Origin of the sequence: Paenibacillus sp. DMB20, assembly GCF_000987955.1 — a bacterium.
Lineage (GTDB): Bacteria > Bacillota > Bacilli > Paenibacillales > Paenibacillaceae > Paenibacillus_AQ.
In genome coordinates this window covers 1-16664 of record NZ_LAZU01000036.1, presented here as the reverse complement: position 1 = coordinate 16664, position 16664 = coordinate 1, and the positions used below count along the sequence as shown (strand labels likewise).

Here is a 16664-nt window from a genome sequence, read left to right as displayed (position 1 = left end):
CTAGGATGCTCATTTGCTTACTAAATTTTTAGACCGGCTGTTTTGGGGCATTAATTGCTCAATATACTTTCTTCCCTTTAATGCATATTCAAATGGATTTGCCTTTGCCGGATCTTGCTCTGCCTCTACAACAATCCAGCCTTTGTATCCGCTTTCGGTAATCGCTTTCATAATTGGAGCAAAATCAATTATGCCGTCGCCAGGAACCGTAAATACACCTTTTTTAACTCCTGTCAGGAAGCTATCTTGATTTTCCTTAACTTCTTTTGCAACTGTCTCCCGAATATCTTTAAAATGGACATGTTTGATCCGTGATTGGTATTTGCGATAGATTTCAATTGGGTCCTCACCAGAGAATACAAGATGGCCTGTATCAAATAACAAGGAAACTTTCTCAGGTGATGTGTTTTCCATTAGCCGTTCAATTTCGGCAGTGGTTTGAACGCCTGTACCCATATGGTGATGGTAAACAATTTCCATTCCTTTCTCATGGGCTAAATCCCCCAACGCCTCTAATCCCTGCGTTAATTTAACCCACTCAGCATCCGTGAATACTGGTTTTTCTTTAAATACTGGTGTATCCATCTGCCCTTGAACACTATGTCCTTGTTCAGATACAACAATTACTTTTGCCCCCATGGCATGCAAGAAATCACGATGCTCTATAAAGGCTTGTTTTGTCTCTTCAAATGGCTTTGTTGTTAAAAGTGCACTAAACCAGGCGCTGGCTACTTGAAGATTTCGAAGTTCTAAATAGTTCTTTAATGTTTCAGGGTCACGAGGATACTTATTGCCAATTTCTGTACCTGTATAGCCGGCTAGGGCCATTTCACTAATACATTGTTCAAATGTATTTTCCCCGCCTAATTCAGGCATATCATCATTTGTCCAGGCAATAGGAGCACAACCGAACTTGATTTTTTGTTTCTGATACCATGTTTATTTCCTCCCTAGAAATGTGTAAGTTTGCAAATTTATGAATCTAGGTTATATTACTTCACTTCAACAATTTGATTTGTTTCGACAGATAACTGACAGGAAATGGAAACTTTAGTGCTTTGCAGACCATCAAAAGCGCTTACTTCAGGTTGACGTTTTTCTTTAATGCAAGAAATAAACTCCTTCATTTCATTGACAAACGCATCTCTAAACCGTTCTGGGAAGTTTTGTGAAGTAGGTCTAACTGCACCATTTTCATCAAAAACTGTTACCAGGTTTTTCTCCGGAGCAGCAGCAACACGAAGCATTCCTTTTGTTCCAATCAATTCTGTTTCAACATGATAACCATGTACCGCATTTCGTCCTGCCACTAAAATCGCCATGGTTTTATCTTCTAATTGCATCATAGCGGCACCGGTTTCTAATTCATTTAATTCATTCAACTCCGGATAAGCAGCATTTTTACCCATTGCCCAGACACGACTGACTTCTTTTTTCGTAAACCATCTAACTATATCAATATCATGGATAGACATGTCCGAGAATAAACCGCCGCTATTGCTGTTACGGGCAAATTTAACGAAGCTCTCCAACCCTGAACTTGGGTCGATGCCGTAGCAGCGAACTATAGTTAATTCGCCTAATTGGCCTTCGTCCACCATTTTCTTGGCATATTGATAGGATTCATCGTATCTTCTCATAAATCCAAGTTGGAAGATTTGTTCCGGATGAGCGTTTATGACTTCGATTGTTTTTTCAATATCCTCAATATCTAATCCAATTGGTTTTTCACTGAATACATGTAAGCCTTTTTCCATCGCTAAACGAATTTGTTTCGGATGGAAGCCGGATGGCGAAACAATACACACAGCATCAAGGTTTGGACTATCAACCATTTCTTCATAGGATGTATATGTTTCTGTTACACCTAGTTCATTCTTGGCATATTCCAATTCATCCTCTACAAAACTGCAGGCTGCTACCAGTTTCGCACCTGGAACATTTTGCGCTAAATTGATGGCATGTGTTCTTCCTAATCTGCCTAATCCGACAATACCTACTCTTACTTCGTTCATGGTGTTCCTCCCCGGTTTATCTGAATTAATAAACGCTTTCATAGTTTCAAAAAAAATCAGATTGCAGTAAAATACTCAAGTATGTATTAACTTTTGGTTATATTTTGATTACTCCTACTTGAATATACTGTTCATAACACTTTCATTATGCCTTATGACTTGATTTAAATTCCCTAATTTTTGCTATGACGGTCTGTTTTACCGCTTCTTTTCCTGGAGAAAGGATGGCACGTGCATCATATATTTTCTTGTCGTGATTCAGTACCTCACGAACAGCTTTCGTCCAGGCCTGCAAACATTCTGTATTCACATTAATCTTCGCATGACCAAGTTCAATTGCCTTTTGAATTTGGTAATCAGGGATACCGGAGCCGCCATGTAACACGAGTGGTACATCGGTCTTTTCTGAAATCTCCTTCATTTCCGAGAATCCTAACTTTGGCTCACCTTGATACGGACCATGAACAGAACCAAGTGCAGCCGCTAACGCAGTTATCCCGGTTTCATCCACAATACGTAAACATTCCTCTGGATCTGCATATTGAATTCCGCCAATAAGACCGTCTTCGTTACCACCTACTGTCCCAACTTCTGCTTCGACTGAAACACCGTGACGTCTTGCATAATCCGTCACTTGCTTGGTCATTGCAATATTTTCATCAATTGGATGGTGTGATCCATCAATCATGACGGAAGTGTATCCGGCATCAATCGCCTCTTTACATCGATCCACACTGCTTCCATGGTCTAGGTGTAAAGCGACTGGAACGGTAATATTTTTTATGCTCGACAATACTATTAATCATAGTTGCAATTGTTTTAAATCCGCCTAAGTAATCTACAAGTCTATCAGAAGATGCTACAATAATCGGAGATTGTTCTTCTTGAGCCGCTTCCAAAATGGCTTCGGCCCATTGAAAATTATTAATATTAATTTGCGCAACTGCATATTTTCCTGCTTTCGCTTTTAAAAGCATCTCTTTCATCGAAACTAATTTTGTTGCAGCCAAAGTCACTTCTCACCTCTCTTGTGAAACCAGTTATAAGTACTAATATAAATAGACCAAACTAATAAAATTGATACGATTACATCCAATTAGAATTGTCTAGCCATTTCTAATTTTTGCTTTCTTAATTCATATACCTTTTGAATGCTTTCCCTATTGGATATTTCTGCCACACCGACATTCCACCAGCTGTCATAGCCGTCCGTCATCGTTTTTGGAAGTACTTTTATATCGATTAATGTTGACACTTCCTGCTTCTTCGCATCTTCCAAAGCTTCTTTCAATTGTTCAATCGTATTCACGCGGTACGTTTTCGCCCCATAACCTTCAGCAACTTTTGCATAATCAATGTTCAAAATTTTGTTGTCATGGGTTCTAAATTCGCAGAAATAGCTGCCGCCGCCATTCTCCATTTGCAAGTTATTAATACAGCCAAAGCCCGAATTATCAAAAAGAACAACATTAATTTTTTGTCCATATTGAATAGAAGTAATCAGTTCAGAATGCAGCATGAGGAAGCTTCCGTCACCAACAAGTGAGTAAACTTCTTTATCCGGTTCAGCCAATTTAACGCCTAAGGCACCAGATACTTCATAACCCATACAGGAATAACCATACTCTACGTTATACGTATTCGGCACAGTCGGATTCCAGATCCGCTGGACATCGCCAGGAAGTGATCCGGCAGAAGCAATAATCGTACTTTCTGGAGCAATTGTCTCATTGACAGCGATTAAGGCTGTTGTTTGTGCCAGTTCCGTCTTTAAGGCATCGGCATATTCATTTAGGATTTCCTGTGTGAAGTGGTTCTTGATTTCCGGATCAAAGCTTTCACGAGTAAAGGTTACTTTGCTTAAGCGATCACGCTCAAGCTTCCATTCCTCTTTCAATTCAATAATCGTTTGTCCGAACTCGCTCTCATATCCTTCTAACAGTGGTTCCAATTGCTCTAATGTTACTTTTGCATCGGCAACGACTTGGAAGGCATCCAATTTGTATGCTTGCAAGCGGCTGACGTTAATATTTAAAAACTTCGTTGTTTCAAAGTTGAATGCTGTTTTAGATGATGTTGCGAAATCTGTATATCTCGTACCAATACCGATCACTAAATCTGCCATGCGGGCTGCTTTATTTGCGGCAAGCGTACCAGTGACGCCTATCCCGCCAAGATTATTTTTTAAAAGTAGATTCGACAGTTGCTTTACCAGCCTGTGTTTCTACTAATGGAATATTGTGTTTTTCGGAAAGTGCGATTAAAATTTCGCGGGCTCCTGAATATTTAGCTCCCCCACCAACAAGGATTAACGGATTTTCACTTGCTTTAATCAGCTCTGCTGCGCCTTTTAGTTCACGTTCCACCGGCGCTTTCCGATCTAAATAGTGAACACGTTTTTCAAAGAATTTTTCATCATAATCAAACGCTTCCCCTTCAACATCCTGCGAAAGGCAAATTGTTGCCGGACCAGCTTTGCCTTGATCTGTCATCACTTCAAACGCACGAATCAAGCTGGACATTAACTGTTCTGGGCGAGTGATTCGATCCCAATATCTTGAAACAGGTTTTAGGGCGTCATTTGTTGTCACAGCTAAGCTATATTCTTGTTCAACCTGTTGTAAAACTGGGTCAGGTTGTCTTGATGCAAATGTATCACCCGGCAAAAATAATACCGGAATATTGTTCGCAAGTGCTGTTGCTGCTGCTGTAGCAAGGTTAGCAGATCCCGGGCCAACAGAGGTTGTTACCGCATAGATTTTTTGGCGGAGCATTTGCTTGCTGTAAGCTATGGCCGCCAAAGCCATACCTTGTTCATTTTTCCCTTGGATGACCTTTAAATGGCCTGCATCCTGCTCAAGCGCCTGGCCAATTCCTAATACATTCCCGTGGCCAAATACACTAAAAATCCCCTCGACAAAAGGAAATTCCTTGCCGTCAACATGAATATATTGCTGGTTTAAAAATTTGATTAAGGCTTGCGCGGTTGTTAATCTGATTTTTCCCACGAGCTTTCACCTCTAGTTAATTTCTAATTTTTTACGATCTTTCAGCAATTAATTGCTCGATTTCCTCAACTGCTGGCATTGCTTCAGAAGAACTGTGCTTGCTTACAACAATAGCTGCGGAGGCACTGCCGTATTTTAGAGCTGTTTCAATATCTTTACCAGAGATTAAAGCATAAAGAAAAGCGGAAGCGTATGAATCACCAGCACCGAAAGTTTTTAATACTTTTGTTTTATAAGCATGACCTCGGAACGACTCTCCTGATTTTGTATATGCATATGAGCCTTCTACACCGTGCTTAATCACGATTAGTTCAGGAGACTGCTTGAATAGAGCGGCGATCGTTGCTTCATTGTTGCCTTCTTCGACATTTTCCAATACATCAAATTCATCACGGGTACCAATAACAATATCTGCTTGCTGTGCAACTAATGTATAATAGATGGATGTTTCTTCTTTGGATGCCCATGTATAACCACGGTAATCCAACTCAAAAATAACCTTTACATCATTTTTCCTTGCCAGCTGAACGGCTTTTAAGACAGCTTCACGAGATGGGCTTTTTGCTAGAGCTGTTCCGGAAACTAAAAGGATTTTTGATTGTTTAATATAGTCTTCACCTACTTCCGAAGGGTCCAGGTAAAGATCAGCCACTTCATCGCGGTACATTAAGATGCTGCACTCTTCCGGACTTTTAATTTCGGTAAAAGTCAAGCCTGTTTTATGTCCTTCTTGATCAACGACCATATTGGATGTGTCTACACCGACAGCAGCCATATATTGTTCAATAAAACGGCCATGCTGGTCGTCCGCCAGCTTCCCGATAAAGCCTGCTTTTAAGCCAAGCTTAGATGCTCCAATCGCAATATTTGCTGGAGAACCGCCGACATATTTTTTTAAACGTCATTGTTTCTTCCATTGAACGGTTATATTCAACAGCATTTAAATCCATACACGCGCGGCCAATGGCAATAATGTCAAACTTTCTCGTTGAATTAAATTCCACTTTCACTCTAATGACAACTCCTCACGATTTATTTACGGTCTAAAATCCACTCATGTGCCGGTTCATTATGGAATTTCCAGATACGCTTCGGTCCTGCCATAATGTTCAAATAGTAGGATTCATACCCATCCGGAACTGCTACTGGATGATATCCTGCGGGAACTAATACAACATCGCTATGTTCCACCGCCATCGTTTCATCAAGCGAGCGATCATCTGTATACACGCGTTGGAAAACAAACCCCTGTCTGGGATTTATTTCATGGTAATATGTTTCTTCTAAAAATGATTCATGTGGTAAGTTGTCTTGATCATGTTTATGAGGCGGATAGCTGGACCAGTTTCCACCTTCAGTAAATACCTCTACCACTAGTAAACTATTTGCAGATGGATCCGAGTCCGGTAAAATATTGTGTACCAACCGTTTATTATGATACTTTCCTCGATGTTCAATGCTGTTATCTTCCGCTTTTATAAGCCTGGTAGGCAATTGCTTTTCTGATGGAGAATAGCAAAGAACAATCCGCGCTCCCGAAACCGCTTCCACCACGAAGAAACGATCGTTTGAAACATAGACACTATCTGTTGGTTTCTTTTCAAAAACATTTTCTCTCGTTCCGATATTTGCAAAGGTTTCTTTATCATCGGTTACATTTATTTTTCCAGTTAAGGCCACAATGCAGCATTCTACTTTTCCTAATTTTTCTCGGTAGCTTGACCCTGAAGCTAAATCGACAACTTTCATTGCGACATATTCTAATGGTGCATTCTCTTTTGTTACTTCATGAACGATTTTGACACCTGGTGACGTTTCTACCAAATTGGGTTTTCGGAGTAATTTACTCACTTTATGATCAACTCCTATGTAGTTCATTTTGGAATAGCTATTACCCTAGCCTTAAGCAGCTGGGATAATAGCTTGTTCTTATTCAAATGATGGTGCTTTGTAGTTTGCTGTAACTACTTTTTTACGAGTGTAGAACTCAACGCCATCTTTTCCGTTTGCAGGTAATGTTCCATAAAAGGAAGACTTCCAGCCAGAGAATGGGAAGAACGCCATTGGTGCCGGAACACCCAGGTTAACCCCTAACATACCTGCATCGATATTTTCTCGGAAGTAACGAATCGATGAAGCGTTTGAAGTATAAATACATGCACCATTTGCAAATTCTGATTTATTTGTTGTTTCAACTGCTTCTCTTAAATTTTTAACACGAATGATGGATAATACAGGTGCGAAAATTTCGTCTTTCCAGATGTTCATATCTGTTGTGACACCGTCGAAAATAGTTGGTCCAACAAAATATCCTTCTTCCGGTTGTCTTTCGCGGCCGTCGCAAACTAATTTTGCGCCTTCATCAATACCTTTTTGGATATAGCCTAATGTACGTTGATGGTTTTGTTCTCTAATTACCGGTCCTAAGAACACGCCTTCATCCAGGCCGTTTCCGATTGTTACATCTTTTGCTTTTCCGATTAATTTTTCAAGGAAGGCATCGGCAACGCTTTCTTCTACGGTTACAACAGAGCAAGCCATACAGCGTTCACCTGCAGAACCAAAGGCAGAGGCAATGACATTTGTTGTTGCATGGTCTAAATCGGCATCATTTAAAACGATAGAGTGGTTTTTTGCACCTGTTAGAGCTTGAACACGTTTTTAGGTTCTCGCTGCCGCGTTTGTACACATATTCACCAACGGGTTGTGACCCAACAAATGAAATAGCTTTCACTTGCGGGTGATCCAGAAGTCCGTTTACGACATCGTGTGCACCATGAACGACGTTGAATACACCTTTAGGAAGGCCGGCTTCTTCTAATAATTCTGCTAATTTTTGTGCTAATAATGGAGTTCTTTCAGATGGTTTCAGGACAAATGTATTCCCTACTGCAATCGCCATTGGGAACATCCAGCAAGGTACCATCATCGGAAAGTTGAATGGTGTGATGCCTCCGACAACCCCAATTGGATAACGGTAGTTCGTCACTTCTACATCTTTTGCAATCGTTGTTAATGAGTCACCCATCATGAGAGTAGGAGCTCCAGCTGCGAATTCAACATTTTCAATACCGCGTCCCACTTCACCTAATGCTTCGCTTAGATTTTTACCATTTTCAATTGTAATAATGCGAGCTAGCTCTTCTTTATTGTCTTGTAATATTTGTTGGAATTTTAAATAGTATTCTTGCCCGTTTTTGAACAGGTTCGTTTTTCCAATCTTCAAATGCTATCGCTGCTACTTCTACGGCATAATCAAGGTCTTCTTTTGTAGAGATTGGAACTTGGGCAATGATTTCTTTTTGTAGCTGGATTGTATACATCTTCGTATTGAGTAGTTTTACTTTCTACCCATTCACCATTTATATAGTTTTTTTAGCTTTTCAACTTGTACCTTTACTTCGGACATTTCTTGTTCCTCCTTAATTGTCGCTTCTCTTTTGTAGGTTAATAAATCGATAACCTTATGGATGGTATTTACGTTTTTAATCAGTCGCATTTGTTATGTTTTGGTTATATTTTGGTAATCTTGATTACATCTTAATACTAAAAGCGCTTTCAATCAACACCCTTTTCTTGGTTTTTATTATATGTTGGGTATTTCCCGACATATAACTGCATTAAAATGAAGGCGATTTCAATTAAACTTCTATACAATTAACCTTTATTACATAAGATTCTCTAACAATCAGATTATCTTACATGACATCTTTTTGATCCCCCCCTTGTTCCGCACATTTTAGAGCCTAAAAGAAAGAACGCGGGACAACTACAATTTTCCTGTTAAAAACTGAGCCTCACCAAAACCAAAACTCCAGTCTGCCGCTCCGTTTGTAATAATAGATATCATAATGTTATTAGGTTCTATTCCACAACTTTCACCTAACTCTTGAACAACTATTTGATAAAAGTCTTTTTTTATGCTGGATGCTTCTTTCTGTACTCGTTACACTAATCACTACAACATCACGGCTTCTTTCAAATCCTAAACCCGTATCTTGAATGATTAATTCATTTGCAGGATGCTGGGTAACAATTTGATATCGATCTCTTTCTGGTACCCCAAACGCCTTTACCACAGCTCGATGGGCTGCATCCAATAACACTTTCAAAGACCTTTCATCTCGGCCTTCTATTAAATCAAATCTTATTAACGGCATGTAAGAACCTCCTAAAAAGACTAACTATTTGTTAATTATTGATTATGTTTTGGTAACATCTTAATTAAGCATAATATAAATGGCTGATTCAGTCAATGTTAAATGGTTAGCAGTTTGATAATACTGATTAACTCTTGGTTGTACAAACAGCAAAATTGTTGTAATTTTTCATTAACTGGCGGAACACGATGTTAAAATAATTGGTTTTTAGTTCGTGTTTACTCAACTTTCGCAGAGCCAAGATCGCTTAAACTCCAAGTACAATAGGATCAATTAAATGTAGTGCTTGACTAAAATAGAACAACACCGCTTCGTTTGGTAAAGTGAGAGTACGACCAATCACTACCACACAGAAGAGGGTTCAGCCCTCACGATGGACACCCTTGCTCTTGGCTAGTGGTTAGTAACTACAAACCACCGCAGCGAACTTTCACCGCCTAGTTAATCGCTATGCGTGGCACACGTAAAAGAGCGGTCCCCGGATCGGGGATCGCTCTTTTTTTCATTCCAGTACCGCCGTGGTATAGGCTGGCAGGGCCAGTATGCTGCCCTTCAATACCGTTTTGTCCGATGTGGTTTTGGAAAGAACCGTAAAGGATTGCCGCCCGCTTTTGGCCGCCAGATCGACCGTCGCCTCCCCGCCCGACAAATTGTGAACAACCAGCGCCTGTTTATCCTTCGTCAGACGGACATAAGCCATGACCTGCCCGTTTCCGGACGTATACTGCTGAATCGTCCCCTCACGCAAGGCCGGCATCTCATGACGCCAGCGAATGAGCTTCCGGTAGCGGGAAAGCAGGGAATCGGGATCTCCCAGCTGCTGCTCCGCGCCTCGCGTGCGTTCCCCCTTGTTGTATTTCAGCGGCTCCCAGGTCGTCTGTCCGGGCATATTCTCCGCATTCGACCAAATCATCGGCTCGCGGATTTGCTCATCGGGCTTGCCGCCCTGCATGCCGATCTCCTCGCCGTAATAGATAAACGGGTTGCCCGGCAGGGTCAACAAAATGCCCGCTGCCATTTTGGCCTGGTCCATATTCGTGCCAAGCTGGGTCATGACCCGGTTTTGATCATGGTTGGTCAAAAATACGGCGTCCGTAAACGCTCCGCCGGAAACGCTGCCGAACAGGCCGTATGTCCGCTCCAGCGTAAAGGCCAGATTGTTGTCCTTCCCGTTTTGAACCGCGCCGATGATGCTTTCTCCAAGCCCGAAGTTAAACCCCGAGTCAAATGCATTGTTGAGGTATGGCGCAATGGAGCTTGCCGAGTTTTCCCACACCTCCCCCACAATGTAGGCCTCAGGCTTCACTTCATTCATGCCGGAGCGGAACTCCTGCCACCAGGCGGCGTTTTTTGGCCGTTGTCGCCTCCGACTTGTCGGTGGCTAGGTCTTCATAGATATGCTTCGCCGCGTCCAGCCGGAAGCCGTCCGCTCCCTGTTCCAGCCAGAACTTGCCGGTATCCTTCATCTCCTCGCGCACTTTCGGATTGTCGAAATTCAAATCCGGCATGCCGCTCCAGAAGGTGCCCATATAATGCGTCCCGTTCATTTCGTGCCAGGGATTTCCGCTGCCGGCAGCGCTGGACCCTGCCGCTTCTTTCCCCTGGTCTTCAGCCCAGACGTACCAGTCCCGCTTTTCCGAATTCTTATCGTCAGCCGCTTCCTTGAACCATGGATGCTCGCTGCTCGTATGGTTGACGACAAGATCCATGATGACCTTGATCCCCCGTTTGTGCGCCTCGGCCGTGAGCGTCCGGAAATCCTCGATCGTACCGTAATCCGGATGGATCGACCGGTAATCGGTCACATCATAGCCGTGGTAGGAGGGCGAAGGATTAACCGGCATCAGCCATATACCGGTCACGCCCAGATCGTCCTCGGTTTCGGAATTTCCGTCGTTTAAGTAATCGAGCTTTTCGATGACGCCTTTCAAATCGCCGATTCCGTCCCCGTCCGAATCGTAGAAGGAACGGACAAAAATTTCGTAATACACATCCGACGGCTGTTCGTCGATCTCCACATTCGTTTTCGAAGAAGGCGGTTTGTTCCGCTGCTCCTGCGTCTTTGTCGCAGGCGTCTGGCTTTCTGCGGTATTTCGTTGTCCTCCGTCCCCGCATGCGGCCAGCAGCCCGCCCAGGACAATCGTGCTTGCCGCCAAAGCGCCCCATTGTTTTAGATTCATCGGTTTGAGTTTCCTCATGATCCTCTTCCTTTCCGGTTCATAACATCATGGTCTCGGCCCTCTCATCCATGCAAACGTTTGATTAATATTTAGGACAAATTAGTCCTTAACTGGTAATCAAAGGTGAATTTCCATTTTGCCGACTCACTTCGGGTCTTTTTTGAATTCGCTTTCTTTGTAATTCCATCATAACCCAGCGAGCGGAATTGTTAAATCGTTTGCACAAGTTCAAAATGAGTTGTTTTTTGCGTTTTTTTCCTTGATAACAAAAGCATTTCTCTGCTTTTCTAGGGCTTTCTTTATTTCTTGTAATGTTTGTGAATTTGTTCCCCTGCAGGTTTCAATACGTATTTACAAGGACGCGGATAAGCGATAAGATAGCATTGTGAAACCGTTTAACAACCTGCAATACCTGCGGTCCTTGCAATCCCGGGAAATGACGGGATATGCTATAAGCAGCAACGTTTTTTGCCGCTTGTCGCAACGGATTTCGCTCCCGCCGGGAACCTATGGTTTCCCGGGGAACATGCGGATCGACGATGATTGCATCTATTCGCGTTTCAATAAAAGCAAACGGTTCCACTGGAGGTCATTATGTCTGTAACCATTAAAGATGTCGCAAAGAAAGCGGGCGTATCCCCCTCCACCGTGTCCCGGGTGCTCTCAGGCCATCCCAGAATCAGCCGTGAAACCTCACGAAAAGTGAAGGAAATCATGGAGGAGATGGGCTATCACCCAAACATCATGGCCAAAAGCCTGGTCTCGAAAACAACCGACAGTATCTGCGTCATTCTCCCCAAACCTGCGGAGGAGCTGTTCCTGAACCTGTTCTTTATGGAATTGATTCGGGGTATCGTTGCCCAGGCGAACCGATCCGGCTATGACGTGCTGATCAGCTCGGGGGCCAATGAGAAAGAAGAAGTCGAAGCCGTGTCCCGGCTTTTGAACGGCCGCCGGGTGGACGGGGCGATTCTCCTGTATTCCCGGCAGGAAGATCCCGTGGTGGATTTCCTGAAAAGCAACGGCTACCCGTTCGTGCTCGTAGGAAGAAGCGATAAACATCCGGACCTGCTCTCGGTCGACACCGATAACGTTCAGGCCGCATACGACGCGACGAAACATCTGATTTCTCTCGGCCATGAGCGCATCGGCTTTGTCAGCGGTCCGCCCAATCTGGTCGTTTCCCAGGACCGGCTGAAAGGATATTCGCGGGCGCTGGCCGATTCCGGCCTGGTCATGCGCAAGGATTGGATCGTTGAGGGTGAGTTCCTTCAGGACAGCGGATACCGCGCGATGTCCTTTTTCATGAATCTGCCCGAACGGCCGACGGCCCTCGTCATTGTGGACGATATCGTCTCTTTCGGCGTGCTCCGGGGACTGCGCGAGCTGGGGTACCGGGTGCCTGAGGATGTGTCGATCATCAGCTTTAACAACATTTCGCTTACCGAGCTGTCGACCCCGCCTCTGAGCAGCGTGGATATCGGGATTTATAACCTGGGATATACCGCCTCTCAGGCGCTGATCCAGAGCATCCGCCATGACGGTCAAACCGTACTGCCCAATCGCTATATTATTCCGCATCGGCTGATGATCCGGGAGTCATCGATGTATTCTTTGCCGAAGTAATCTTCCGAGCAGAGACGGCCCCGAACATCCTCTCGAAGGACGTTTGCGTTTTCGCCGGCAAAAAAAGTCCCGCCTCACGAAGAGCGTGCCTTTCCCCGTCATTCGTGGCCTGCATTTTGTTGCGATTAAAGAATGGTTCAACGCTGAAAACCCATGCATTCTTTAATCCAAGCAGAAACGACTCGCTCGCCCTTCTCAAGGGAGACAGCCGTTTCTGCTATATATAAAGAAGCATATCCCATGCTTCCTTTATTTTTGCTTCTTGGTTCAAACGTTTGCACTTAATGAAGGAGGGTCTCTATGTCAACAATCAAAGCCTGCCTGTTCGATCTGGACGGTGTCCTTGTCGATACCGCCAAGTATCACTTCATCGCCTGGAAACGCCTGGCCGAAGAGCTTGGCTTCGCGTTTACCGTGGAAGACAATGAGCGTCTCAAAGGCGTAAGCCGTATGGCTTCGCTTGACATCCTGCTGGAGCTCGGCGGACTGGAAATGAGCGAAGACGCTAAACTGCAGCTTGCTGAGAAGAAAAATGCATGGTACGTCGAATACATCACGCGCATGGATTCATCTGAAATTTTGCCTGGAGTGCTGAAGCTTCTCGAGGAGCTAAAAAATGAAGGCATACGAGTCGCGCTCGGGTCTGCCAGCAAAAATGCGATGACCATCCTGGACAATACCGGACTGACTCCTTATTTCGACGCCATTATCGACGGCACGAAAACCGCAAGCGCCAAGCCCGATCCCGAGGTATTTCTTCTCGGTGCCCGAGAACTGGGCGCCGTTCCTGCGGAATGCGTGGTTTTCGAGGATGCCGAAGCCGGGATCGAAGCCGCAAACCGCGCCGGCATGCGCTGCGTTGGAATCGGATCGCCCGAGCAGCTGGGCCGCGCGAATCTTGTCGTGCCGTCCCTTGCCGACTTTTCGGTTGACCGCCTGAAGGAACTGGAATAAAGCGGCTAACAGCTGCCAACTCTATTCCCAGTGCCAGGGGTATCATCATATATTTTTTTAAATCATCTATTTTCCTACAAAAAGGAGCCGGTGAGTGTGAAACAATATTTAAAGCTTGACGAGTGGTCGATCATCGAAGAAGGATTCGACCCGCATACGCATGAGATTTCCGAAAGTATTTTCAGCATCGGCAACGGCTATATGGGCCAGCGCGCGAACTTTGAAGAGCGGTACAGCGGGCCTTCCCTTCAGGGCAGCTACATGGCCGGCGTTTATTATCCGGACAAAACGCGGGTCGGTTGGTGGAAAAACGGTTACCCCGAATATTTTGCAAAAGTGCTGAACAGCACCAACTGGATCGGCATCGACGTCGAGGTGGACGGCACGCCGCTGGATCTGGCGAATTGCACGGTGAAAGACTTCGTTCGCACCCTGAATATGAAGGAAGGATACCTCTCCCGCAGCTTTACGGCCGTACTGGAAGACGGCAAGGAGTTGAAGGTCGAGGCGGTCCGCTTCGTCAGCATCGTGCGTCACGAGATCGGAAGCATCCGCTATTCCGTAACGCCGCTCAACTTCTCCGGCAAGCTGGCCTTTACCCCTTACCTCGACGGCGATGTGAAGAACAAGGACTCCAACTATGACGAGAAATTTTGGCTGGAAGTGTTCAAGGAGGCCGGTCAAGGCACCGCCGCCCTCACGGTAAAGACGAAAAAGCTGGACTTCCATGTGACCTCCGTCATGAGCTGCGAAGTATCCAAAAACGGAGAGAAGCTGAGTTTGACCGCCGAAACGATCGAGAAAGAAAAGTACGCGGGCAACCGGGTACTGGTTGAAGCCGGTCAAGGCGAGGTCGTTACGGTTTATAAATACGTGGCAAACGTCACTTCCCGTGATCACGGCTTGGGCCAGCTGGTCGATGCCGCCCGTGAAGCATTGCATCAGGCCGTGCAAGCCGGGTTCAACGAGCTGCTGCGCGAGCAGGCGGCCGCTTGGGCCGACAAATGGAAGGAAAGCGACATTGTGATCGAAGGCGATGTCGCCGCCCAGCAGGCGATCCGCTTTAACATTTTCCAATTGAACCAGACGTACAGCGGCGAGGACGACCGCTTGAACATCGGACCGAAGGGCTTCACCGGCGAGAAATACGGCGGCAGCACCTATTGGGATACGGAAGCTTACTGCCTCCCGTTCTACCTGAGCACAGCCGACTCCAGCATCTCCCGCAATCTGCTCATCTACCGTTACAAGCATTTGGAGAAAGCGAAAGAGAACGCCAAGAAACTCGGCTTTGCCAAAGGGGCGCTTTATCCGATGGTGACGATGAACGGCGAGGAATGCCACAACGAATGGGAAATCACGTTTGAGGAAATCCACCGGAACGGCGCGATCGCATACGCGATCTACAACTATGTCAATTATACCGGAGACTTCTCCTACCTTGGCCAGTACGGCCTCGAAGTGCTTGCGGAGATTTCCCGCTTCTGGGAGCAGCGCGTCAACTATGTTGCCGCCAAGGACAAATACGTCATGCTCGGCGTAACCGGCCCGAACGAGTATGAAAACAACGTCAACAACAACTGGTACACCAACCGGATCGCCTCCTGGACGATGGAATACACCCTGGACGTGCTGAACTATTTGGAGCAGAATGAGCCTGAGCGCTACGCCGAGCTTGTCGGCAAGCTGAAGCTTCAGGATGAGGAAACGGCGAAATGGCAGGACATCATTAACAAAATGTACTATCCGGAAGATCCGGAACGCGGCATTTTCCTGCAGCAGGACGGCTTCCTGGATAAAGAACTCGTAGCCGTAAAGGATCTCGACCCGTCCCATCTCCCGCTGAACCAGAACTGGTCCTGGGACCGGATTCTCCGTTCCGTATACATCAAACAGGCGGACGTGCTGCAGGGGCTGTTCTTCCTCGGCGATCGCTATGACCTGGAGACGAAAAAACGGAACTTCGATTTCTACGAGCCGTTCACGGTGCATGAGTCCTCCCTCTCCCCTTGCGTGCATTCCATTCTTGCCTGCGAGTTGGGATATCAGGAGAAGGCTTATGAAATGTATTTGCGCACCGCCCGCCTGGACCTCGACAACTACAACAACGATACGGAAGACGGCTGCCACACCACGAGCATGGCCGGCACCTGGATGTCCGTCGTTCACGGCTTCGGCGGCCTGCGCGTCAAAGACGGCGTGCTGAACCTGAATCCGTTCATTCCGGGACACTGGAGCTCGTTCTCCTTTAAAGTGATGTTCCGCGGGTCGCGTCTGAAAGTGAACGTGACCGACAAGGAAATCGTCATCCTGAACGAGACGGACGTTCCGGCCCAGCTGAATGTGGCGGGCAAAGAGTACGGCATCAGCGGCATGGGCGAAGTAAGAGCGTCCAGATAACCTCGTGCGACTCACCGTACCGCCCATATTTTTTAAAAAAAAGAGCATCCCTGGGGCCTGAACTGTGACCCGGTTTGTGGACAGTTTGAAAAAAACCGCCTAGAGCTTAGCTAGCAAGCAGATGACCTCTGAATTCATCAGGGGTCATCTTTTTTTAATGTCCACTGGTACCGTTCTGAGTTGTAGTAGCTTATGTACTCCTTGACTCGCACTCTCACTTCATCAATAGTTTGGCAATCGCTAAAATCAACGTCGTCTTTCAAGTGACCGAAGAATGATTCCATCGGGGCGTTGTCCCAGCAATTGCCTTTGCGCGACATC

At 45.5% G+C, this 16664-nt stretch carries 6 protein-coding genes and 7 pseudogenes; 3 read left to right on the top strand and 10 right to left on the bottom strand.

What is annotated here, in order from left to right:
* Nucleotides 1-9 precede the first annotated feature (9 nt).
* The 9 genes and pseudogenes from iolE to XI25_RS36970 all read right to left on the bottom strand — a co-directional run bounded on the left by iolE (nt 10) and on the right by XI25_RS36970 (nt 11363).
* Nucleotides 10-918, bottom strand: coding sequence for a myo-inosose-2 dehydratase (gene iolE, locus XI25_RS19120; RefSeq protein ID WP_268794544.1), 909 nt, complete (start codon nt 916-918; stop codon nt 10-12).
* A 74-nt stretch (nt 919-992) separates the two neighbouring features.
* Complete coding sequence (gene iolG / locus XI25_RS19115) at nt 993-2015, bottom strand: inositol 2-dehydrogenase (RefSeq protein ID WP_046679770.1); 1023 nt, start codon at nt 2013-2015, stop codon at nt 993-995.
* A 145-nt stretch (nt 2016-2160) separates the two neighbouring features.
* Nucleotides 2161-3001 (bottom strand): annotated as a pseudogene (fba, locus tag XI25_RS19110) (class II fructose-1,6-bisphosphate aldolase).
* Nucleotides 3002-3111: 110 nt separating this feature from the next.
* Nucleotides 3112-5023, bottom strand: a pseudogene (gene iolD / locus XI25_RS19105) (3D-(3,5/4)-trihydroxycyclohexane-1,2-dione acylhydrolase (decyclizing)).
* 31 nt (nt 5024-5054) lie between these two features.
* Nucleotides 5055-5973, bottom strand: a pseudogene (iolC, locus tag XI25_RS19100) (5-dehydro-2-deoxygluconokinase).
* 82 nt (nt 5974-6055) lie between these two features.
* Nucleotides 6056-6874: a 5-deoxy-glucuronate isomerase gene (iolB, locus tag XI25_RS19095; RefSeq protein WP_046679769.1), complete on the bottom strand. Its 819-nt coding sequence runs from the start codon at nt 6872-6874 to the stop codon at nt 6056-6058.
* Nucleotides 6875-6952: 78 nt separating this feature from the next.
* Nucleotides 6953-8389, bottom strand: a pseudogene (locus XI25_RS19090) (CoA-acylating methylmalonate-semialdehyde dehydrogenase).
* 403 nt (nt 8390-8792) lie between these two features.
* Nucleotides 8793-9183: pseudogene (locus tag XI25_RS19085) on the bottom strand (tautomerase family protein).
* 502 nt (nt 9184-9685) lie between these two features.
* Nucleotides 9686-11363, bottom strand: a pseudogene (locus XI25_RS36970) (alpha-amylase family glycosyl hydrolase).
* Nucleotides 11364-11957: 594 nt separating this feature from the next.
* Between XI25_RS36970 and XI25_RS19070 the strand changes: the two are divergent.
* The 3 genes from XI25_RS19070 to XI25_RS19060 all read left to right on the top strand — a co-directional run bounded on the left by XI25_RS19070 (nt 11958) and on the right by XI25_RS19060 (nt 16343).
* A complete protein-coding gene (locus XI25_RS19070; RefSeq protein ID WP_046679767.1) occupies nt 11958-12989 on the top strand; it encodes a LacI family DNA-binding transcriptional regulator in 1032 nt (343 codons plus the stop codon).
* A gap of 300 nt (nt 12990-13289) precedes the next feature.
* On the top strand, nt 13290-13943 hold the full coding sequence (gene pgmB, locus XI25_RS19065; RefSeq protein ID WP_046679766.1) for a beta-phosphoglucomutase: 654 nt from the start codon (nt 13290-13292) through the stop codon (nt 13941-13943).
* 96 nt (nt 13944-14039) lie between these two features.
* Nucleotides 14040-16343, top strand: coding sequence for a glycoside hydrolase family 65 protein (locus XI25_RS19060; RefSeq protein ID WP_046679765.1), 2304 nt, complete (start codon nt 14040-14042; stop codon nt 16341-16343).
* Nucleotides 16344-16449: 106 nt separating this feature from the next.
* On the opposite strand, the pseudogene XI25_RS19055 reads toward XI25_RS19060, so the two are convergent.
* A pseudogene (locus XI25_RS19055) lies at nt 16450-16664 on the bottom strand (IS3 family transposase); the annotation flags it as partial.

Bases quoted from the DNA above. Each gene is read 5' to 3' on its own strand.
- iolG (WP_046679770.1), bottom strand. From the start codon at position 2,015: ATGAACGAAGTAAGAGTAGGTATTGTCGGATTAGGCAGATTAGGAAGA.
- XI25_RS19070 (WP_046679767.1), top strand. From the start codon at position 11,958: ATGTCTGTAACCATTAAAGATGTCGCAAAGAAAGCGGGCGTATCCCCC.
- pgmB (WP_046679766.1), top strand. From the start codon at position 13,290: ATGTCAACAATCAAAGCCTGCCTGTTCGATCTGGACGGTGTCCTTGTC.